20 protein-coding genes and 1 other RNA gene are annotated in these 20,005 nt (G+C 59.7%); 18 read left to right on the forward strand and 3 right to left on the reverse strand.

The window, feature by feature from the left end; genetic code table 11:
• Positions 1–61 precede the first annotated feature (61 nt).
• The 9 genes from prfC (at position 62) to MLC59_RS06710 (ending at position 7,556) form a co-directional block, all read left to right on the forward strand.
• Positions 62–1,648 carry a peptide chain release factor 3 gene (prfC, locus tag MLC59_RS06670; protein WP_248232403.1) on the forward strand — a complete coding sequence of 529 codons (1,587 nt, stop codon included), beginning with the start codon at positions 62–64 and terminating at the stop codon, positions 1,646–1,648.
• Positions 1,649–1,674: 26 nt separating this feature from the next.
• On the forward strand, positions 1,675–2,448 hold the full coding sequence (locus MLC59_RS06675; RefSeq protein WP_248232405.1) for a TatD family hydrolase: 774 nt from the start codon (positions 1,675–1,677) through the stop codon (positions 2,446–2,448).
• A gap of 225 nt (positions 2,449–2,673) precedes the next feature.
• Entirely contained in the window at positions 2,674–3,102 is a 429-nt protein-coding gene (rplM, locus tag MLC59_RS06680; protein WP_248232413.1) for a 50S ribosomal protein L13, read from the forward strand.
• 12 nt (positions 3,103–3,114) lie between these two features.
• Positions 3,115–3,507 carry a 30S ribosomal protein S9 gene (gene rpsI, locus MLC59_RS06685; RefSeq protein WP_248232414.1) on the forward strand — a complete coding sequence of 131 codons (393 nt, stop codon included), beginning with the start codon at positions 3,115–3,117 and terminating at the stop codon, positions 3,505–3,507.
• 243 nt (positions 3,508–3,750) lie between these two features.
• Entirely contained in the window at positions 3,751–4,347 is a 597-nt protein-coding gene (petA, locus tag MLC59_RS06690; RefSeq protein ID WP_091853407.1) for a ubiquinol-cytochrome c reductase iron-sulfur subunit, read from the forward strand.
• Entirely contained in the window at positions 4,347–5,579 is a 1,233-nt protein-coding gene (locus MLC59_RS06695; RefSeq protein ID WP_248232415.1) for a cytochrome b, read from the forward strand. The genes petA and MLC59_RS06695 overlap by 1 nt, the downstream gene beginning before the upstream one ends.
• A complete protein-coding gene (locus tag MLC59_RS06700; protein WP_248232417.1) occupies positions 5,576–6,331 on the forward strand; it encodes a cytochrome c1 in 756 nt (251 codons plus the stop codon). The genes MLC59_RS06695 and MLC59_RS06700 overlap by 4 nt, the downstream gene beginning before the upstream one ends.
• Positions 6,332–6,440: 109 nt before the next feature.
• On the forward strand, positions 6,441–7,070 hold the full coding sequence (locus MLC59_RS06705) for a glutathione S-transferase N-terminal domain-containing protein (protein ID WP_248232419.1): 630 nt from the start codon (positions 6,441–6,443) through the stop codon (positions 7,068–7,070).
• A gap of 69 nt (positions 7,071–7,139) precedes the next feature.
• Positions 7,140–7,556: a ClpXP protease specificity-enhancing factor gene (locus MLC59_RS06710; protein ID WP_248232655.1), complete on the forward strand. Its 417-nt coding sequence runs from the start codon at positions 7,140–7,142 to the stop codon at positions 7,554–7,556.
• A 92-nt stretch (positions 7,557–7,648) separates the two neighbouring features.
• Here MLC59_RS06710 and MLC59_RS06715 read toward each other — a convergent pair whose 3' ends face one another.
• The 3 genes from MLC59_RS06715 to MLC59_RS06725 are packed head-to-tail and all read right to left on the reverse strand — an operon-like array spanning position 7,649 to position 10,630.
• Positions 7,649–8,239 carry a D-sedoheptulose-7-phosphate isomerase gene (locus tag MLC59_RS06715; RefSeq protein ID WP_248232427.1) on the reverse strand — a complete coding sequence of 197 codons (591 nt, stop codon included), beginning with the start codon at positions 8,237–8,239 and terminating at the stop codon, positions 7,649–7,651.
• Positions 8,236–8,604 carry a YraN family protein gene (locus MLC59_RS06720; protein WP_248232656.1) on the reverse strand — a complete coding sequence of 123 codons (369 nt, stop codon included), beginning with the start codon at positions 8,602–8,604 and terminating at the stop codon, positions 8,236–8,238. Before MLC59_RS06720 ends, MLC59_RS06715 begins: the two co-directional genes overlap by 4 nt.
• A 40-nt stretch (positions 8,605–8,644) precedes the next feature.
• Complete coding sequence (locus tag MLC59_RS06725) at positions 8,645–10,630, reverse strand: penicillin-binding protein activator (RefSeq protein ID WP_248232435.1); 1,986 nt, start codon at positions 10,628–10,630, stop codon at positions 8,645–8,647.
• Between the two features lie 123 nt (positions 10,631–10,753).
• Between MLC59_RS06725 and rsmI the strand changes: the two genes are divergently transcribed.
• The 9 genes from rsmI (at position 10,754) to mraY (ending at position 19,995) form a co-directional block, all read left to right on the forward strand.
• On the forward strand, positions 10,754–11,620 hold the full coding sequence (rsmI, locus tag MLC59_RS06730; protein WP_248232437.1) for a 16S rRNA (cytidine(1402)-2'-O)-methyltransferase: 867 nt from the start codon (positions 10,754–10,756) through the stop codon (positions 11,618–11,620).
• 90 nt (positions 11,621–11,710) lie between these two features.
• An RNA gene (gene rnpB / locus MLC59_RS06735) (RNase P RNA component class A) lies at positions 11,711–12,060 on the forward strand.
• A gap of 397 nt (positions 12,061–12,457) precedes the next feature.
• Complete coding sequence (mraZ, locus tag MLC59_RS06740) at positions 12,458–12,910, forward strand: division/cell wall cluster transcriptional repressor MraZ (protein ID WP_248232443.1); 453 nt, start codon at positions 12,458–12,460, stop codon at positions 12,908–12,910.
• Positions 12,910–13,890: a 16S rRNA (cytosine(1402)-N(4))-methyltransferase RsmH gene (gene rsmH / locus MLC59_RS06745; RefSeq protein ID WP_248232657.1), complete on the forward strand. Its 981-nt coding sequence runs from the start codon at positions 12,910–12,912 to the stop codon at positions 13,888–13,890. The genes mraZ and rsmH overlap by 1 nt, the downstream gene beginning before the upstream one ends.
• The gene (ftsL, locus tag MLC59_RS06750; protein ID WP_248232450.1) at positions 13,887–14,303 is read left to right on the forward strand and encodes a cell division protein FtsL; all 417 of its coding nucleotides are present in this window, start codon (positions 13,887–13,889) and stop codon (positions 14,301–14,303) included. The genes rsmH and ftsL overlap by 4 nt, the downstream gene beginning before the upstream one ends.
• Positions 14,304–14,312: 9 nt before the next feature.
• The gene (locus MLC59_RS06755) at positions 14,313–16,055 is read left to right on the forward strand and encodes a peptidoglycan D,D-transpeptidase FtsI family protein (RefSeq protein WP_248232456.1); all 1,743 of its coding nucleotides are present in this window, start codon (positions 14,313–14,315) and stop codon (positions 16,053–16,055) included.
• A 3-nt stretch (positions 16,056–16,058) separates the two neighbouring features.
• Positions 16,059–17,543 carry a UDP-N-acetylmuramoyl-L-alanyl-D-glutamate--2,6-diaminopimelate ligase gene (locus MLC59_RS06760; RefSeq protein ID WP_248232459.1) on the forward strand — a complete coding sequence of 495 codons (1,485 nt, stop codon included), beginning with the start codon at positions 16,059–16,061 and terminating at the stop codon, positions 17,541–17,543.
• On the forward strand, positions 17,540–18,925 hold the full coding sequence (locus MLC59_RS06765) for a UDP-N-acetylmuramoyl-tripeptide--D-alanyl-D-alanine ligase (protein ID WP_248232461.1): 1,386 nt from the start codon (positions 17,540–17,542) through the stop codon (positions 18,923–18,925). Before MLC59_RS06760 ends, MLC59_RS06765 begins: the two co-directional genes overlap by 4 nt.
• Complete coding sequence (gene mraY / locus MLC59_RS06770) at positions 18,910–19,995, forward strand: phospho-N-acetylmuramoyl-pentapeptide-transferase (protein WP_248232467.1); 1,086 nt, start codon at positions 18,910–18,912, stop codon at positions 19,993–19,995. The genes MLC59_RS06765 and mraY overlap by 16 nt, the downstream gene beginning before the upstream one ends.
• Positions 19,996–20,005 lie beyond the last annotated feature (10 nt).

A 20,005-nucleotide genomic window follows, 5' to 3' on the forward strand; every position in this document is an offset into this window, starting at 1 on the left:
CTGGCGGGCCGTTACCCGCATAACGTCCCTCCGGCTATTCAGACCAACCAGGCGTGAGGCTATGTCCGATAGTAAAATTGCCAGCGAAGTGTCCAACAGGCGCACCTTTGCCATTATCTCGCACCCGGATGCCGGTAAGACCACCATCACCGAGAAGGTGCTGCTGTTTGGCCAGGCTCTCCAGAAGGCCGGGACCGTCAAGGGCAAGAAGTCAGGCCAGCACGCCAAGTCTGACTGGATGGAGATGGAGAAGGAGCGTGGTATCTCCGTGACCACCTCCGTTATGCAGTTCCCCTATGGTGGCCGGCTGGTGAACCTGCTGGATACCCCGGGCCACGAGGACTTCTCGGAAGACACCTACCGCACACTGACCGCGGTGGACTCCTGCCTCATGGTCATCGATGCCGCGAAAGGGGTCGAGGAGCGAACCATCAAGCTGATGGAGGTCACCCGCTTGCGGGACACGCCAATCCTCACCTTCATGAACAAGCTGGACCGGGATACCCGTGATCCGGTGGAACTGATGGATGAGGTAGAGGACGTTCTCAAGATCGCCTGTGCGCCTATTACCTGGCCGATTGGCATGGGCAAGGGCTTCAAGGGCGTTTACCACCTGTTGCGGGACGAGGTCATTCTCTATCAGACCGGGCAGGGGCATACCATTCAGGACCGGCGGGTAATTTCCGGCCTGGACAATCCCGAGCTTGACGAGGCCATCGGCAACTACGCTGACGATCTGCGGGACGAGATTGAACTGGTCAAGGGGGCTTCCCATGAGTTCGATCATGAGCTGTTCATGTCGGGTGAGCTGACCCCGGTTTTCTTCGGTACAGCCCTGGGCAACTTTGGTGTGGACCATATGCTGGACGGACTGGTGGAGTGGGCGCCCTCGCCGCTGCCCCGGGAGACAGATGTAAGGACGGTTGAGCCGGCCGAGGACCGCTTCTCGGGCTTTGTCTTCAAGATCCAGGCGAACATGGATCCCCAGCACCGTGACCGGGTGGCGTTCCTGAGAATTGTGTCGGGTAAATACCAGCAAGGAATGAAGGCCCGCCATGTGCGGATCGGCAAGGAAGTACGCTTCTCCGACGCGCTGACCTTTATGGCCGGTGATCGGGAGCATGCCGATGAAGCGTATGCCGGTGACATTATCGGCCTGCATAACCATGGCACCATTCAGCTGGGGGATACGTTCACCGCTGGCGAGAATATGAAGTTCACCGGTATTCCGAACTTTGCGCCGGAACTGTTCCGCCGCATCCGTCTCAAGGATCCACTGAAAACCAAGCAGCTTCAGAAGGGGCTTATCCAGCTTTCAGAAGAGGGTGCTGTGCAGGTGTTTCGCCCCATGCGCAATAACGACCTGATCGTGGGTGCCGTCGGTGTATTGCAGTTTGATGTGGTGGTCAGCCGTCTGAAGAGCGAATACAAGGTGGAGGCCATCTACGAGCCCATCAACGTGGCGACGGCCCGCTGGGTGACCTGCGACGATCCCCGCAAGCTGGACGAGTTCGAGCGCAAGGCCAATGACAACCTGGCCCTGGATGGCGCTGACCGGCTGGCCTATATTGCACCTACCATGGTTAACCTGCAGCTGGCGCAGGAGCGCTATCCCGACGTTCAGTTCCACAAGACGCGGGAGCACTGACCGGGCGCCAGGTCTGCGGAGGAGTCATGCAACTGGTCGATGCCCATTGCCACTTCGACTTTCCGGTTTTTGACGGTCGTCGCCAGGAGGTCTGGCAGCGAGCCCGCCAGGCTGGTGTGACCCGGCTGGTGGTTCCGGGCGTGCGGCAGCCTGACTGGCGCCGGGTACAGGAGGTTGCCGCCGGGTGTGACGACTGGTGGTATTGCCTGGGCATACATCCCTGGTTTGTCGAAGAGCATGGAGATGCGGCCCTTGATGACCTGGAGTCAGCCCTGCGCAGGGCTGGTGATCGGTGCGTGGGTCTGGGTGAGTGCGGGCTTGACCGCCTCCGCGGTGAGCTGAACGCCCAGATGCCCTGGTTCGAGGCACAGGTGGCGCTGGCAGGGTCGCTGAGGCTGCCCCTTGTGGTTCACTCGGTGCGAACCCACGATGAGGTGGCAGCGGTGCTGCGTCGCAGCCGTCCGGACGTGCCGGTTCTGGTACATGGATTTTCCGGCAGTTATCAGCAAGGCAAGGCGCTGGTGGATCTGGGGTGCTTCCTCGGGATTGGTGGTGTGATTACCCATGACCGTGCTCGCAAGACCCGTGGGGCGGTGCCCCGCCTGCCTGCTGAGGCCATGGTGCTGGAGACGGATGCCCCGGATATGCCGCCTGCCGGCGTTGCCAGGGGCGACAACGAGCCTGCTAACCTTCGGCAAGTACTGACCGCGCTGGCGGAGCTTAAGGGGCAAGGGGAGGAGCGCCTGGCGGAGCAGCTGGCGCAGAATGTGGGGCGCCTCTACGGATGGCCGTCGATCTGAGCGGGATCGGCGAAAGGCTTGGCACAGCGGGTTGGTTAATATATACTCCGCGCCCTGGCTTTTCATGGTGATAGTGTCGTCTCAGCCCCGAACGGCATTGTCCCGAGCCGTCAATCGAACAGATTGGCTGGCCAACAGGTATAAAACCCGGTCTGGCGCCACTCCCACAGTGCCGACGTGCGGGTTTTTAAACGTTTATTTTTTGTAGCGTTCAAGGCGGATTCAATGAAGACTCTGAGTGCGAAACCAGAAACCGTAACGCGTGACTGGTACGTTGTAGACGCAGCCGGCAAGACGCTGGGTCGTCTGTCAACCGAGATCGCCCGTCGTCTGCGGGGCAAGCATAAGCCTGAGTACACCCCTCACGTCGACACTGGCGACTACATCGTAGTCATCAACGCAAGCCAGGTCCGGGTGACCGGCAAGAAGGCCAATGCCAAGATGTACTACAGCCATACCGGCTTTCCCGGTGGTATCAAGTCCATCAACTTCGAGAAGCTGATCGACAAGGCGCCCGAGCAGATCATCCAGAAGTCTGTGAAGGGCATGCTGCCGAAGGGTCCCCTCGGTCGCGCCATGTTCAAGAAGCTGAAAGTCTATGCCGGTGCTGAGCATCCCCATGCAGCCCAGCAGCCCAAAGAACTCGACATCTAACGGAAGGCGGATATGTCTGTAACACAAAATTACGGTACTGGTCGCCGCAAGAATTCCACGGCTCGCGTCTTTATCAAGCCGGGAAGCGGTAACATCACTATCAATGGACGCACGATCGAAGAGTTCTTCGGTCGTGAGACCCTGCGCATGATCGTTCGTCAGCCGCTGGTTCTGGCGGAATCCACTGATCGTTTCGATATCAAGATTACCGTCGCTGGCGGTGGCACCAGTGGCCAGGCGGGCGCGATCCGTCACGGCCTGACCCGTGCCCTGATGGATTACGACGAGACCCTGCGCCCCGCGCTTCGCAAGGCCGGCTACGTCACTCGTGACGCTCGCCAGGTTGAGCGTAAGAAAGTGGGTCTGCGCAAGGCGCGTAAGCGTCCGCAGTACTCCAAGCGTTAATCCGGATTCCGGAGAGCGTGCAAAAACCCGGCCCCGTGCCGGGTTTTTTATTGGTTGCACGGTTTTGATTCAGGTCACGCCCGGTCGCGAGATTGTTGTCTGCAGGCGGGTTCTCGGCTTGTAAGGAGCCGGTAATTTCATTACCATTTGTGCGCTTATAATTTTGGGTTGTGAAGTCCTTTTTCAATGTGTGCGCGGCCTGATATGGGCGTTCACTACATTGCCTGATGGGAGAAAACCATAATGAACAATGGCGACGTTAGCCAGGGCCGACGCCGATTCCTGATCGGCGCGACTTCGGTTGTTGGGGGTATCGGCGTCGTCGGTGCGGCTGTTCCGTTCGTGGCGTCCTGGAATCCCAGTGCCAAGGCGGAAGCGGCAGGCGCACCGGTCACCGCCAATGTCAGCAAGCTCGAGCCGGGTCAGCAAATGACCGTAGAATGGCGGGGTAAGCCGGTGTGGGTTGTCCGCCGCACAGATGAAATGATTGAGCGTATCCGGGAGATGAACGATCGGGTCAAGGACCCCTTGTCCGAGGATGCTGTACAGCCGGAGTACGTGACCGGTGAGCTGCGCTCTCTCAACGAAAACTATGCGGTGCTGATCGGTATCTGCACTCACCTGGGTTGTTCACCCCAGTTTCGTCCGGAAGTGGCTCCGGCCGATCTGGGTGAAAACTGGCTTGGCGGTTACTACTGTGCCTGTCACGGCTCACGGTATGACCTGGCCGGTCGGGTATACCCCAACCAGCCGGCTCCGACCAACCTGGAAATACCGCCCCACCGGTTTGACGACGAAAACACCCTGACCGTCGGTCTGGATCCTGAGGGGGCTGCGTAATGAACAAGCTGATTAACTGGGTTGATGAGCGTCTGCCAGTCGTTGACGCGTGGAACAAGCACCTGGCGAAGTACTACGCGCCGAAAAACTTCAACGTCTGGTACTTCTTTGGCTCCCTGGCCATGCTGGTCCTGGTGAACCAGCTGGTGACGGGTATCTGGCTCACTATGAGCTATAACCCCTCAGCAGAAGGTGCCTTTGCCTCCGTCGAATACATCATGCGTGATGTGGAGTGGGGCTGGCTGCTGCGTTACCTGCATTCCACCGGTGCTTCGGCCTTCTTCGTGGTGGTTTACCTCCACATGTTCCGGGGCCTGATGTACGGCTCCTACCAGAAGCCCCGTGAGCTGATCTGGATCTTCGGTATGCTGATCTACCTGGTGCTGATGGCTGAAGCCTTCATGGGCTACCTGCTGCCCTGGGGGCAAATGTCCTACTGGGGTGCCCAGGTTATCGTTAACCTGTTTGGTGCGATCCCCGTTATCGGTGACGACCTTTCCCTGTGGATTCGTGGTGACTACCTGATCTCCGGTATTACCCTGAACCGCTTCTTCGCCCTGCACGTGGTGGCCCTGCCTATTGTCCTGCTTGGCCTGGTTGTTCTGCATATCCTGGCGTTGCACGAAGTGGGCTCAAACAACCCCGACGGTATCGATATCAAGAAGAACAAGGACGAAAACGGCATCCCGAAAGATGGTATCCCGTTCCATCCGTACTACACCGTGCACGACCTGCTTGGCGTGGCCGTGTTCTTCTTCGTGTTCTTCCTGGTGCTGTTCTTCTTCCCTGAGATGGGCGGTCTGTTCCTCGAGAAGCCGAACTTTGAGCCGGCCAACCCGTTGAAGACGCCAGATCACATTGCGCCGGTATGGTACTTCACACCTTTCTACGCCATGTTGCGAGCGGTAACGGTAGACCTGTTCGGCCTTGACGCGAAGTTCTGGGGCGTTGTGGTTATGGGTGCTGCCATTGCCATCCTGTTCGTGCTGCCATGGCTGGATCGAAGCCCGGTTCGCTCTATCCGTTACAAGGGTTGGCTGAGCAAGATTGCCCTGGCGATCTTTGCGGTCAGCTTCGTGATCCTGGGTTACCTGGGCATCGTGCCGGCAACGGAAGGGCGCACCATGGTGGCTCAGATCCTGACAACGTTCTACTTCCTGTATTTCATTCTCATGCCGTTCTACACACGCATGGAAAAAACCAAGCCAGTACCAGAGAGGGTGACAGGATGAAAAAGCTGATTCTGGGTCTTTTCATGACAGTCCTGCCAGCCCTGGCGCTGGCAGCCGCCCCGGGCGTACCCCTGGATACCATGGAGGCGGATCACACCAACAAGGCTTCCCTGCAGCGTGGTGCGGCGACCTTTATGAACTACTGTGCAGGTTGCCACTCTATGGAATACGCCCGCTACAAGCGTGTTTCCGACGATCTGGAGATCCCTGCTGAGCTGTTCGAGGAAAACCTGATCTTTACCGGCGCCAAGATTGGCGAGCTGATGGAAATCGGCATGGACAAGGATCAGGCGGCAGGCTGGTTTGGTAATGCGCCGCCCGACCTCACCCTGGTGTCCCGGGTTCGTGGCGAAGACTGGTTGTATTCCTACTTCCGGGCTTTCTACAAGGATGATTCTCGCCCGCTCGGTGTGAACAATGCTGTGTTCGATAATGTGGGTATGCCCCATGTTATGGTTGCGCAGCAGGGTCTTTGCGCCGTGCCCCCGAAGATTGGAACAAATCCCAGTGTTGACCCGCTCAGTGGCAACGTGCGCGGCACGGACATCTGTGATGACTGGGCTATCGAGGGCTCCATGGAGCCAGGCGAATTCAATGCGGCCATGTATGACCTGACCAACTTCCTTTCCTACATGGGCGATCCCGTCAAGGTAGAGCGGGAGCGTCTGGGTATCCTGGTCCTGATCTTCGTTGCCGTGTTCTTCATCTTTGCGTACCTGCTCAATCGCGAGTACTGGAAAGACGTACACTGACGTTTTAGCGTATAATCGACGCTGACAGTATCCAGCGGGCTGTTTATGGCCCGCTGGTTTTTTGCGTTCAGCAACGGGTATTGGTCTTATCTTATCTTGGAGTCGTTCTATGGGCGTTGTGACCAAGAGGTCATCAATGACGTTTTTCTCGGACCCTTCCAGCCATTACAGCCATCGGGTTCGTATTGTGCTTGCCGAAAAGGGTGTAACCGTTGATGTGGTGGACGTCGATCCCGACAGCCCGCCCGAGGAACTGGCGGACCTTAATCCGTACAACGCTCTTCCTACCCTGGTAGACCGTGACCTGGTGCTCTATGAGCCCAATATCATGATGGAGTACCTCGACGAGCGGTTCCCCCATCCACCGTTACTGCCGGTCTATCCCGTCGCGCGGGCCAATAGCCGCCTGATGATTCATCGTATCCAGAAAGACTGGTGCGGGCTGGTGGACAGGATTCTGGAAGAACCCTCGGCGAAGGGTGTTGATGCCGCCCGCAAGGAGTTGCGTGAGAGCTTGCAGGCGACGGCACCGTTGTTTGGCGAAATGCCATTCTTCCTGTCCGAGGAGTTCACGATTGTAGACTGCTGTATCGCGCCGATCCTGTGGCGTCTGCCTGCCATGGGTATTGAGCTGGATCCCAAGCAGTCGAAGCAGATTACCAAGTATATGGAGCGGATTTTCAGTCGGGAAGGTTTCAAGGCAAGCCTGTCTGACCTGGAAGAAGACATCCGCAGTTAACTGACAAGGGCGTCGCTGATCGGCGCCCTTCCGGTCCGGGAGAGCAATGTGTCTGAGCACAAGGTGACAATGAGCTCCAGTCGCCCTTACCTGGTGAGGGCCTTCAATGACTGGATCCTGGATAATCACTGCACGCCGCATATCGTGGTGGATGCCAGTATTCAGGGGGTCCAGGTGCCGGCTGACCATGTTGCCAACGGGCAGATCGTTCTCAATGTCAGCCCCTCAGCAGTAAAGGCGCTGATTATCGGGGACGATGCCCTGGAGTTCAGCGCCCGTTTTGGCGGCGTACCCATGCAGGTATATATTCCTTTGCAGGCAGTAATGGCGATCTATGCCCGTGAGAATGGTGAGGGGATGGTCTTTGGCAGTGAGCCTGGCTCTCCGGACCCGGATGGAACCGCCAGGTCGACAGACTCCGACCGGGAAGGTAAGTCCGAGGGTGAACGGCCCAGTGGTCGGCCGAGCCTGAAAGTCGTTAAATAACCCTTTCTTTGTAGCTTTCCCTTTGTCATTTCGTGGCGACCGGCGCTGTCCGGTCGCTGTGCCACGTCCGGCATTCCTGGTCACCCCCAATCCTATCCTCCAAACAGGTTGTGCTCGACCAGCCGGCAGAGTGCACCCGTGATCAGCATCATTATGGGTGTCGCGGAAACCGGGTCCAGGTCGTTCAGGGTGATCTCAAGGTCAGGAGTCTGGAGCAGGGTGCTGATATCGGTTTTCTCCCGGGCGCTGACGACAATGACATTGATTTCCCGGTCGTGTGCGGCCTGGATGGCCTGGATCAGGTTGGCCTTATGGCCGTCATCCACGAACACCATCAACGTGTCGCCGGGCTTGCCCAGCGCGGTTACCTGCCGGGCAAAGGTTTCATTGAAACGGTTGTCGCGACAGATAGCGGAATAGGTGGTCGCATCGGCGCCCAGGTTTACCGCTGGAAGCCCGGGGCGGTCCTGGTCAAGGCGGCCAAGCAGGCTGGTGCAGAGATATTGAGCGAGGGTATTGGCGCTGCCGTTGGCGCATGCCAGGACCTTGCCGTCATTCAGCAATGTCTGCACGATGAGGTCAGCGGCGGCAGGAATTAGGGGGGCCGCAAGGCTGCCTGCCATCGCCGTGTGCTCCATATGGTTGGCAAACCAGTGGCTGATGTTGTCTTCACTGCTGTTCATAGATCTGCCTGAATTGCGTTTCTGATCCAGCGGATGCGGTACTGGTGGGTGGTGCCGGGTGCGATGGCGACCACATCGATCCTGCAGGGGTGATCCCAGAGTCCGTGCCGGTGCAGGTAGAATGATACGGCGCGAAGCAGCTTTTGCTGTTTTCGCCAGCCAATGGATTCAGCCCCGTCAGTCAGTCCGCCCTGTTTGCGGAAGCGGACTTCGAAGAACACCAGGGTTTCCTCATCCTGTCCGATAAGGTCAATCTCGCCGCCCCGGTTGTAGACGTTGCGTTCCAGTATCCTCACGCCTTTGCTTTGCAGATAGCGCCCGGCAACTGCCTCGGCCTGGTCGCCAAGCGCCTTGCGGTTGGGCATTCGCTGCCCGCTGTTCCCATTGCCGTCCGTGGCTGTCATGTCAGTCGATAACGTTGTCGTTTTCCATTGGCTCAACAATTTCTTCCGGTGCCTGCCCATCCTCGGCGGCGATGACAGGGACGCCTTCCCGGAAGACGCCCCACATCTGGGAGCGGTGGACCCGGTTGTTGCGATCCAGCCAGAGCTCGCCAGTATGTCCGTCAAGGCGGGTATCCGATACCTGTTGCATAAGGGGTAGCCGGGTGCTCAGGGCCCAGGCATCCGCGCCCATGGCAAACAGTCGTCCCAGGGGGCCATCGAGGTTGTCGAACTGCTCATAGGCTTTCTGGCGGAACTCCGGTTCCCGGTCCAGGATCCAGGGCAGGTCAGTAACGAACACGCCGTTTACGTCACGATCCCTGGTCGGATTCGGGCGCCCGCTGTAGATAATGGAGGGGGAAAACACGGGCACGTCACCCGCGTAGTAATACGCGAACAGTGGCTTGAACTGGCGGGCCACGATGGGCTCGGCGACCATGATAATGGCGTCGACGTCCTGCCGCCGGCGGGCTTCGAACTCAACATTGATGCCGATGGTACGCTCCAGCTCTATGGCCCTTTCGCGGCTGATATTGATGCCCAGCAGCTCCGCAGTCACATTGCGCAGGTTGTCTTCCTCGTAGTAGCGGTCCATGTTCAGGATGACGCCACCGAGCTCGTCCATGCGCTGCTTGAGGGCCCGTGCGATACGGTCGCCCCAGTCGCCCCGTGGAATCAGTACCAGTGCGCTGTTCAGGCCCTCCTGCTGGATCTTTTCAGCGATCTGCCGTGCCTCGTCCTCGACAGACAGGCCAAACTGGAAAAGCCGCGCTGGCTGTGGGCTACCTTGTTCAGGCGCATAGTTAAGGGCCAGGAACGGAACCGGGAGTGAGTCCTTGCTTGCCAGAATGGCGACATCTTCCTTGGCCAGGGGCCCGACAATGAGGTCTGGCTTGCCCGCCATCAGCTCAGGGATCAGCTCATCGATGGACCGGCCATGGGTGTCGACGATCGTCAGGGTGATCTCGTGGGGGGCGTCGGTATTCCGTTCGCCGGGATTTTCGGTCCGGGCTTCGCCGTCACCATTGTTCGGTGTAGGCCGGGCCTCGTCATTGCGCGCGGGGATTCTCGAGGTATCTTCGCGGTTTTGCTCCGAGTCAGCATAATAAGCGGCGAGAAAGCCTTCCCGGACAATATTCCCGGCTGCAGACAGGGGGCCAGACAAGGGCAGGGCCAGCGTGATCCGGTCCGGGCGCTGTTCCAGTACCTGGGTCAGGATGGTCAGCTCGCCGGGCAGGGCCTCTGTGCCCGGGTGCCCGCTCCAGTTGAACTGCCAGTTACGCACCGCGCGCCCTTGTTCGTCAAAGGTCAGGCCCGGCTGACGGAGAGTTACCGCCAGCTCGTACCAGCCCTGGTTCTCGAAGCCGATGGCGGAGGTGGCCGCCTCCTCGAGCTGGTCGTCGGAGGTTTTTTTCAGTGCCCGCCAGATACGGTCATTGAGTTCCTGGCGGTCTGTGCCAAGTAACGCCGGATCGATTCCCATCAGCAACTGCGCATTGTCCAGGTGTGCACCGGCCAGTTCGTAGAGAGACAGTTGTAGCCTGGCTGCCCGCGGCCGAACATCCTCGGGATATTCACTGAATTGTGCCGGGTCCAGCTTGCTGACCAGCTCCTGCGCCCACTGTTGGTCTTTCAGGGTGACGGCACTGGCCATGCTCAGCAACAGGTACTGGTTGGCGAGGTCGTCCGTCGGATTTGCGAATGCGTCGGAGCGAAGGATGTTGCGGGCATCGTCATGGGAACCCTGGTCCTGGAACCGGGCAGCGGAGCGAAGCAGGAAGCGCTGGGTCTCTTCACCGGGTGACATTTCCTGAGCTGCATTCAGCGCATCGCTTGCAGTCTGCAGGGCATCGTCCTGCAACTGGATGGGGGTGCAGCCAGTGGCCAGTGCGGCGGCCAGGGCCGATGCCAGGGCAAGTCGGCGCAAAGTTGGCAGGTGACAACTCATATCAGGCAGGGCTCCTTGAGGTACCGGCCTCAGGCCGGCATAGTGTCTCACTGGTAAATGGTGTCAGGGCAGCAAGTTTACCAGCTTGGCGGTCTTTTCACAGTTCACATCGGGGATTTTCGATTGCAAACAGTCAGTACTCCGGCTCCCGCGACCGGCACGCTTTTTATCGTGGCCACGCCGATAGGCAACCTTGACGACTTGTCCCGGAGGGCTGAGAAGGTGCTGGCCTCGGTGGACCTGGTAGCGGCGGAGGATACGCGCCACAGTGGCCGATTACTCCAGCACCTGGGCCTCAACAAGGCGATGTGGCCGCTCCATGATCACAACGAGCGGGAGCGTTCCGGCGCCTTGCTGGACCGGATAGCCGGCGGTGAGTCGGTCGCGCTGGTCTCTGATGCCGGGACCCCGCTGATTTCCGATCCGGGCTATGTACTTGTGCGAGCAGCCCGGCAGCGAGGCATCCGTGTTGTGCCCGTTCCGGGGGCCTGTGCCATGGTGGCCGCCCTCAGTGCCGCCGGCCTGCCCACTGACCGCTTCCTGTTCGCAGGCTTCTTGCCGGTGAAAACCGTGGCCCGGAGCAAGGTGCTTGAGTCCCTTTCCCGGGAGGAGTCGACGCTGGTGTTCTATGAGTCCCCTCGTCGGGTGGTGGCCCTGCTTGAGGATATTTGCAATACCTTGGGAGAGGGCAGGGAGGTGGTGCTGGCCCGGGAGCTCACCAAGGCCTTCGAAACCTGGTATTCCGGTTCTGTAACCGATGTGGTTGACGCGCTCCGGGCTGACGCGCATTCCGGCAAGGGCGAATACGTGGTCATGGTTGGTGGCTCACCCTCTGCAGGTCAGGCGCGGGTTGCTGTGGATGCTGACCGGGTGCTGTCGCTGCTGGTGCCGGAGCTGCCCCTGAAGAAAGCGGTTAAGGTGGCAGCGGAGCTGACCGGGGTTCCCCGCAACGAGCTATACCAGCGGGCCCTCGAGCTGAAAGATCAGTAAGTGAAGCCCCTGGCTGAACATTGCATGTGCGTCATCGGGCGGGCCCAGAATTTCCTTGCGCCAGCCGGGGTGCGCAGGTATTGTCTCGCCTGAGCTCGCCAGACAGTCGCCGCCGGTATTGCCGGGGGAGGAAAGTCCGGGCTCCGCAGGGCAAGGTGCCAGGTAACGCCTGGGCGGCGCAAGCCGACGGAAAGTGCAACAGAAAGTATACCGCCTAAGCGCCTTTGGCGCCGGTAAGGGTGAAACGGTGCGGTAAGAGCGCACCGCGTGGCTGGCAACAGTCCACGGCGATGGTAAACCCCACCTGGAGCAAGACCAAATAGGAATCCAATGGCGTGGCCCGCGCTGGATTCGGGTAGGTTGCTTGAGGCCTGTGGTGACGCAGGCCCTAGATGAATGACTGTCCAAGACAGAACCCGGCTTATCGGCGAGCTCGCCTCCTTCCTTTCCCTGGTTTCCGGCCTGTCCGCCTGCCAGGGCAGCATTCTGTGAAATGAGCAGTTTCACAACCGTCTTTGTTATAGCAAAAAAATCTTAGACCTCGCACATTTCCTTCGAAACATTTTGCAGGCTTTTGATTTGCTGGAATTTCTTGCTGACTTCTGTGTTCCGGCCTCCGTTTCTTTCATCTAACTCATTGTCATTAAAGAAACTTTTGTAATGTTCGCGCCCCTTCTGGTGCTTGCATTGTGATTGGCGTGTTCCTATAGTGTGCAGGAGTGGGAAAAAGTGGAAATTGGTGGTTTTTAGTGGTTTCTGGGTGGTGTCGAGTGGAAATTGGTGACACCGAGCCGCCACAAAGAAGAAACACAACAAACAGGGTCTGCGCTTTCAGCGATGAGCAACTTTCTTGGCAGTCACGCAATCAACATGGACGCAAAGGGTCGCCTGGCGATTCCTGCCCGTGTGCGTGAAGAGTTGCAGGAAGAGTGCGGCGGACGCATTGTTCTGACCGCCAACGCCGATGAGGAGCGCTGCCTGTTGCTGTATCCGGAGCCGGTTTTCGAAAGCGTACGCACCCAGGTGCTTGCGCTTCCCAATATGAACAAGAAGGCCCGTCGTCTGCAGCGCCTGATTATCGGGCATGCCACGCAACTGGAGCTGGATTCCGCCGGCCGCATACTTGTGCCACCCACACTGCGAAGCTATGCCCGCCTGGAGAAGAAGCTGATGCTGATCGGTCAGGGCAAGAAGCTCGAGTTGTGGAGCGAAGAGCGCTGGTTCGCCTTCCTGGACGAAGATGATGACGACGATGAAATGCCGCCGGAAATGGAGGCCCTGTCACTATGATGCCGGCTGACTTTTCCAGTGACACGGCAGGCCAGGCACTGCACCGTTCGGTGCTGCTGGACCAGGCCGTGGACTTGTTGCTGGTGCGTGGTGATGGGCGCTATGTGGATGGCACCTTTGGAAGGGGTGGGCATAGCCGCCTGATTCTCCGGCATCTCAGGAAGGAAGGCCGGCTGATCGGCATCGACAAGGACCCGGAGGCGGTCCGGTTCGGAGAAACCCTGGCGGCCGAGGACGGCCGCTTCGTCGTTTATCACGGCTCATTTGCTGACATGTCTGATGCAGTTGCTGCTCAGGGCTGGGGGACTGTGTCCGGTGTGTTACTGGATCTCGGGGTCTCCTCGCCCCAGCTTGATGATCCCGGTCGTGGTTTCAGTTTCATGAGCAATGGACCGCTGGACATGAGAATGGATCCGACCCGTGGGCAAAGTGCTGCCCAGTGGCTGAACTCTGCAGCAGAGAAAGAGATTGCCGATGTCATCTGGCGTTATGGCGAGGAACGTTTCTCGCGCCGCATCGCCCGGGCGGTGATTGCGCAGCGTGCCGAGGAGCCGCTGGAGACCACCCGCCAGTTCGCCGAACTGGTTCGGCAGTCGGTCCCGAAAAAGGAAAAACACAAGCATCCGGCGACCCGGTCTTTCCAGGCGGTGCGCATCTTTATCAATCGCGAGCTTGAGGACCTGGAAGCCGGCCTTGAGCAGGCCGTGGACTTGCTGGAGCCGGGCGGCCGGCTGGTTGTTATCAGCTTTCACTCCCTCGAGGACCGGATTGTCAAAAGGTTTATGAGGGATTTGTCCCGCGGGCCGCAGTTGCCTCGCGGCTTGCCGGTAAAGGCGCAGGATGTGGAGCCGCCGTTCCGGCTGGTGGGCAAGGCGCTGAAGGCCAGTGACCCGGAGATCGATCAGAACGTCAGGGCCCGGAGCGCCGTTATGCGGGTTCTTGAACGCCGCACTGACGCCAAAGGAGAAAACGCATCATGAGCGCTGTCACACTTGAAAAGCCAGCGAAAACATCGGTCCTGACACGGGAAAACGTGCGCGGGAGGGTTTCTGATGCTTTCAGGCTGTCAGCTCGCATCTTTCGCACCCTGGCAGAACCAAAGATCGTGGTCACCCTGGGGTTGGCTGCATTGTTGATCGGCTCCGCCATCGGGGTGGCGATCAGTGCGCACCAGAACCGGGAGCTCTATAACTCGCTTTCGGTACTGCAGGCAGAGAGGGATGCCTATCAGCGCCAGTGGAGTCAGTTGTTGCTTGAGCAGAGTGCCCTGAGTGCCCACGGTCGCATCGAGCGCAAGGCCGTGGAGGATTTTGAAATGGTGGTACCAGGACGGGAGCACATCGTGCTGGTGCCCTACTCCAATGCAGACCGGCTTGCGTCGGTCGGGAACTAAGAGTCCGATATGTCCACCAGACAGGATAAGCCTTCATCCCTGCAAAAGCTTGCCGTCGGCCTCAAGGCCTGGCGCTTTGGTACGGTTGTGGGTGTATTCCTGGCGGTAGTGGCGGCGCTGGGCTGGAGACTTGTTGACCTGCATGTGGTGGACCAGGAGTTCCTGCGCAAGCAGGGGGATGTCAGGACTATCCGGGTGGATTCGATTGACGCCCACCGGGGCATGATTACCGATCGTTACGGCGAGCCGCTGGCGGTCAGTACGCCGGTGGAGACCCTCTGGGCCAACCCGGGTGAGGTTGATTCCGAGGATCCGCGCCTCGCGACTGCAGCCAGTCTGCTGGGGATTTCCGAGGCCCGCCTGCGGCAGCGCCTGAGGGACTATGCCTCCCGCGAATTCATCTACGTTAGCCGGAAGATCCAGCCCTCCCTTGCCCGGGAAGTGTTAGCCCTGGATATTCCCGGGCTGTACAGCCGCCTTGAGTACAAGCGTTACTACCCGGCCGGTGAGGTGGCTGCGCACCTGGTGGGTTTCACCAATATTGACGAGAGGGGGCAGGAAGGCATTGAGCTGTCCTATAACGACTGGCTCAGCGGCGTGCCCGGTAAAAAGCGTGTTCTTAGGGATAATCGTGGCAGGCTGATTCGCGACCTGTCGCTCATCCGCGATGCCCGTCCGGGCAAGGAACTGACCCTGAGCCTGGACCTGCGCCTGCAATACCTCGCCTACCGTGAGCTCAAGGCCGTGGTCCAGGCCCACAAGGCGCGGGGTGGCACACTGGTGATGCTGGATGTTTCTTCCGGTGAAGTGCTGGCCATGGTGAACCAGCAATCGTTCAACCCCAATGACCGGTCTTCACTGAGCCCGGGCCGTCTGCGCAACAAGGCACTGACCGACCTGTTTGAGCCGGGATCGACCATCAAACCGCTGGCGGTGGCCGCTGCCCTGGAAGAAGGCAGCTACAAGCCTGGCACCATTATTGATACCTCGCCGGGTTATCGCCGGTATGGCCGTTTTACGATCCGGGATCATCGCAACTATGGCGAACTTCCGGTCACGGAGATTATTTCCCGCTCAAGTAATGTTGGCATGAGTATGATCGCCAACGATATAGGCGGTGATGTGATTCGTGACTTCTATTTCCGGCTGGGGCTTGGCCAGCCTACCGGCATCGGGTTCCCGGGGGAAGCCGTGGGCGTATTGCCCATGACCGACCGGTGGCGGCCGGTAGAGGAGGCGACGCTGTCGTACGGTTATGGCATGAGCGTGAATGCCATGCAGCTGGCACAGGCGTATATGGCGGTTGCCAACGGTGGTATCCGCTACCCGGTCACTGTCATGCGGCGGGACCAGGCGCCAGCGGGTGAGCGCGTGATGTCGGAAACCGTCTCTGCCCAGGTTCGCGAAATGCTACAGACCGCTGTCGAGCAGGGCACCGGCAAGCGCGCGAACCCGGCGCTGTACAGTGCCGGGGGGAAGACCGGCACAGTGCACCTGGTAGGCGCACAGGGCTACGAAGAAAGCCAGTACAAGGCCCTCTTTGCCGGCATGGCACCCATGGATAATCCAAGGATCGTTCTGGTTGTTGCCGTGGATGCGCCCCAGGGTGGAGATTATTACGGTGGTGAAGTGGCAGCGCCGGTGTTTGCCCGGGTCATGAGCGACGCCCTGCGGCTGCTGAATGTCAGGCCAGAACTGACCGCTGCGGAAGCGGACACCCGGACGCCCGGCCCGACCGGGGAGCGAGGGTAAGCTATGTGTATGACCTCTCTTGGCAGCCTGCTGCAGGGCATTGTAGACGTTCCATCGGTGTTTGATGTCACCATTCACGGCCTGCGAACCGATAGTCGGCGGGTCGTTGGCGGAGATGCCTTCCTGGCGCTTCCGGGCGCGCAGACAGCAGCTGATCGTTACGTGGATGATGCCATTGATGCCGGGGCCATCGTGATCATCCTCGACTCAGAGACCTCCGCGCCCTGTTACGAGTATCGCAGCGCATTGGTGGTGCCTGTGCCCGCGCTGCGTAAACGCCTGGGCCAGATTGCCGATCGTTTCTATGAACATCCGTCCCGTCGCCTTCGGGTAATCGGTGTGACCGGAACGAATGGCAAAACCTCTGTGACCAGTTTTATCTCCCAGTTGCTGGCGGGAGCAGGGCTGCCCTGTGGTGTTCTGGGTACCCTGGGTTATGGCATGCCGGGGGAACTCAGTGAAGCGACCCATACCACCCCGGATGTAGTATCGGTTAATCGTGCCCTGTTTGAGATGGCCCGCAAGGGCGCCCGGGCCGTTGCCATGGAAGTCTCCTCCCATGCCCTGGATCAGGGTCGCATCGATGGCGTTGCCATGATCGGTGCTGTATTCACCAACCTGACACGGGATCACCTGGATTACCACGGCACCATGGATGCCTATGGCCAGGCCAAGGCATCCCTCTTTACACGGGAAGGTCTCCACTTTTCGGTGATCAACTTTGATGACCCTTTCGGCCGCCAGCTGTTTGAGCAGACAGAAGGGTTGTGTGATCGCGTCCGCTACAGCCTCCACGAATCACAGACGGAACTCTGGCTCACCCGTTTTGCGCCCGGCCCTGACGGGTTTGAGGCGGATGTGGACGGTCAGTGGGGCGCCTTTACCCTGTCCGCCCCATTAATGGGCAGCTTCAACGCCAGCAACCTGCTGGCGGCAGTGGCTGCTGTATTGAACCTGGGCGTATCCGTTGAACAGGTTCAGCAGGCCGTGTCAGGGCTGACGCCTCCGCCGGGTCGACTGGAGAGCTTCAGTGGACCGGATGGTGTGCGCGTGGTCGTGGACTACGCACACACGACGGATGCCCTGGCCAATGCCTTGTCAGCTCTGCGCCCCCACACCGATGGCCAGCTGATCTGTGTCTTTGGTTGTGGTGGTGACCGGGACAAGGGCAAGCGGCCAGAAATGGCGCGTGAGGCAGAGAAAGGCGCCGATCACCTCATTATTACGGATGACAATCCCCGCACAGAATCGCCGGAGAGCATCGTAAAGGACATGCTGGCCGGACTTGCGAATGCAGATGCGGCCAGGGTCATCCATGATCGAGGCGATGCCATCCATACCGCAGTGGACATGGCGCGGCCGGGCGACCTGGTACTGATTGCCGGTAAGGGGCATGAGGCCTGGCAGGAGCGTAACGGCAAGCGCACGCCATTCAGCGATGTGGCCCACGCGCAGGAGGCCCTGGGCCTGAACGGGGGTGTGGCATGATGCGCGCATTCCGGTTGCAGGAACTGGCGGGCGTACTCGGCACTGCCGCCCCGTCTGCAAACACCCGGGTTGAGCGGGTCGTCACCGATACCCGCACCCTGCGCCAGGGCGACCTTTTCGTTGCGCTGCGAGGGGATCGCTTCGATGGTCATGGCTTCCTTGAAGCTGCACGGGAAGCAGGGGCGGCCGCCGCGGTGGTCGATACCACAAATCCGGATAGTGTTCTCCCCCAGTTGGTGGTTCCGGACACCGTCCAGGCCCTCGCAGACCTGGCTCGTTTCAACCGGGAGCAAAGCCGGGCAGGTGTCGTGGCCATCACCGGGAGCAGCGGCAAGACCACCCTCAAGGAGATGCTTGCAGCCATCCTGCTCAACGAAGGCGAAACGCTCGCGACCCAGGGCAACCTGAATAATCACATTGGCGCCCCCCTGACCCTGCTCCGGGTTGCACCTGAGCACCGGTTTGCGGTGATCGAACTGGGGGCGAGCGGGCTTGGCGAAATAGCGCATACCGTGGCTGCGGCAAGGCCCGACGTGGCTGTCATTACCAACGCAGGCGAAGCCCACCTGGAGGGCTTTGGCAGCTACGACAACATTGTTCAGGCCAAGGGTGAAATCATCGATGGCCTGGGGGCCAGTGGCACGGTGGTGCTCAATGCCGATGACCCCGCGTACCGGCGCTGGAAGCAACGTGCAGGTGCCCGTCAGGTGGTTTCTGTCAGTGCCAGCGGTGCCGAGTCGGATTACTGCTGTACCGGTTTTGAATCCCTTGGTGAGGGTTACCGGATCACGGTAGCGATCAGGGGCGGCCGCGAATGTCAGCTCGAGATCGCGTTGTCGGGTGAGCACAACATTTCCAATGCCCTGCTGGCCATGGCTGCGGCAGAGGCGCTGGGAGCGAGCGAAGCATCGGTGCGCGGTGGCCTTGCTGCTGTGAAAACGGCGGCGGGTCGCCTCGAGCGCAAAGTGCTGAGTGAGCGGGTCACCGTGATCGATGACAGCTATAACGCCAACCCAAGCTCCATGAAGGCAGCACTGGAGGTTCTGGCAGGTGCCCCGGCAACGCGTGTTGCCTTGCTCGGAGCCATGGCCGAACTGGGGCCAGGATCAGCGCAGTTGCACCAGGAGGTTGGAACCCATGCTCGCAAGCTGGGCGTGGAGCAGTTGCTGGTGGTCGGTGCCGGGAGCGACTGTGCTGCTCTTACAACCGGGTTTGGCGACGTGGCCCGGTGCTTTGATACCCATGAGCAGGCAGTGGACTGGCTGCTGGAAAAAGTCACTGGCCCCCTGACCGTGCTGGTCAAGGGGTCCCGTAGTTCTGCCATGGACCAGGCAGTCAGGTTGTTACAAGAAAAGGTAGGACATTCATGCTGCTCTGGCTGACAGAACTGCTGGCACCATATATCAACGAGCTGACGGTGTTTCAGTACCTCACCCTGCGGGCGATCCTCGGCATCCTTACGGCCTTGCTGATCTCGCTGCTGATCGGGCCCATGATGATTCGCAAGCTGAGTCAGTACCAGATCGGCCAGGCGGTGCGGGATGATGGTCCGCAAACCCACCTGAGCAAGGCCGGGACGCCGACTATGGGGGGCGCCCTGATCCTGGTGGCGATCGCAGTCAGCACCCTGTTGTGGGCAGACCTGGGCAACCGCTATGTCTGGGTCACTTTGTTGGTCACCCTCGGGTTCGGTGCCATCGGCTGGGTGGATGATTACCGTAAAGTGGTTGAGCGTAATCCGAAGGGGCTGCCGGCACGCTGGAAGTATTTCTGGCAATCAGTGATTGGAGCGATAGCTGCCGTAGGGCTGTTCTACAGTTCTGCATTGCCTCAGGAGACGTCCCTGTATTTGCCGTTCTTCAAGAACGTATCGATCACCCTGGGCCCGGTGCTCTTTATCCTGCTGACTTACTTCGTGATTGTTGGCAGCAGTAACGCGGTCAACCTGACGGACGGCCTCGATGGCCTCGCCATTATGCCGACGGTGATGGTGGCCGGGGCGCTGGCTGTATTTGCCTACCTGTCAGGCCATGCGCAATTTGCCAATTACCTGCTGATCCCGCATTTGCCTGGCAGCGGTGAACTGATTGTTTTCTGCGGCGCCCTGGTGGGGGCCGGACTCGGGTTCCTCTGGTTCAACACCTATCCGGCCCAGGTCTTCATGGGGGATGTGGGTGCCCTGGCGCTGGGTGCGGCCCTGGGCGTGGTGGCCGTGATCGTGCGCCAGGAAATCGTGCTGTTCATCATGGGTGGGGTGTTCGTGATGGAGACCATCTCGGTCATTCTGCAGGTGGGTTCGTTTCGTCTCACCGGGCGGAGGATTTTCCGGATGGCTCCGCTGCACCACCATTTTGAGCTTAAAGGCTGGCCGGAGCCGAGGGTTATCGTCCGTTTCTGGGTGATCACCGTGATCCTGGTATTGATCGGGCTCTCAAGCCTGAAACTGCGTTAAGGAACGAATA

The organism is Marinobacter bryozoorum (assembly GCF_023156245.1).
Lineage (GTDB): Bacteria > Pseudomonadota > Gammaproteobacteria > Pseudomonadales > Oleiphilaceae > Marinobacter > Marinobacter bryozoorum.

Coding starts and splice junctions, on each gene's coding strand:
- prfC (WP_248232403.1), top strand. CDS start 62: ATGTCCGATAGTAAAATTGCCAGCGAAGTGTCCAACAGGCGCACCTTT.
- MLC59_RS06675 (WP_248232405.1), top strand. CDS start 1,675: ATGCAACTGGTCGATGCCCATTGCCACTTCGACTTTCCGGTTTTTGAC.
- rplM (WP_248232413.1), top strand. CDS start 2,674: ATGAAGACTCTGAGTGCGAAACCAGAAACCGTAACGCGTGACTGGTAC.
- rpsI (WP_248232414.1), top strand. CDS start 3,115: ATGTCTGTAACACAAAATTACGGTACTGGTCGCCGCAAGAATTCCACG.
- petA (WP_091853407.1), top strand. CDS start 3,751: ATGAACAATGGCGACGTTAGCCAGGGCCGACGCCGATTCCTGATCGGC.
- MLC59_RS06695 (WP_248232415.1), top strand. CDS start 4,347: ATGAACAAGCTGATTAACTGGGTTGATGAGCGTCTGCCAGTCGTTGAC.
- MLC59_RS06700 (WP_248232417.1), top strand. CDS start 5,576: ATGAAAAAGCTGATTCTGGGTCTTTTCATGACAGTCCTGCCAGCCCTG.
- MLC59_RS06705 (WP_248232419.1), top strand. CDS start 6,441: ATGGGCGTTGTGACCAAGAGGTCATCAATGACGTTTTTCTCGGACCCT.
- MLC59_RS06710 (WP_248232655.1), top strand. CDS start 7,140: ATGAGCTCCAGTCGCCCTTACCTGGTGAGGGCCTTCAATGACTGGATC.
- MLC59_RS06715 (WP_248232427.1), bottom strand. CDS start 8,239: ATGAACAGCAGTGAAGACAACATCAGCCACTGGTTTGCCAACCATATG.
- MLC59_RS06720 (WP_248232656.1), bottom strand. CDS start 8,604: ATGCCCAACCGCAAGGCGCTTGGCGACCAGGCCGAGGCAGTTGCCGGG.
- MLC59_RS06725 (WP_248232435.1), bottom strand. CDS start 10,630: ATGAGTTGTCACCTGCCAACTTTGCGCCGACTTGCCCTGGCATCGGCC.
- mraZ (WP_248232443.1), top strand. CDS start 12,458: ATGAGCAACTTTCTTGGCAGTCACGCAATCAACATGGACGCAAAGGGT.
- rsmH (WP_248232657.1), top strand. CDS start 12,910: ATGCCGGCTGACTTTTCCAGTGACACGGCAGGCCAGGCACTGCACCGT.
- ftsL (WP_248232450.1), top strand. CDS start 13,887: ATGAGCGCTGTCACACTTGAAAAGCCAGCGAAAACATCGGTCCTGACA.
- MLC59_RS06755 (WP_248232456.1), top strand. CDS start 14,313: ATGTCCACCAGACAGGATAAGCCTTCATCCCTGCAAAAGCTTGCCGTC.
- MLC59_RS06760 (WP_248232459.1), top strand. CDS start 16,059: ATGTGTATGACCTCTCTTGGCAGCCTGCTGCAGGGCATTGTAGACGTT.
- MLC59_RS06765 (WP_248232461.1), top strand. CDS start 17,540: ATGATGCGCGCATTCCGGTTGCAGGAACTGGCGGGCGTACTCGGCACT.
- mraY (WP_248232467.1), top strand. CDS start 18,910: ATGCTGCTCTGGCTGACAGAACTGCTGGCACCATATATCAACGAGCTG.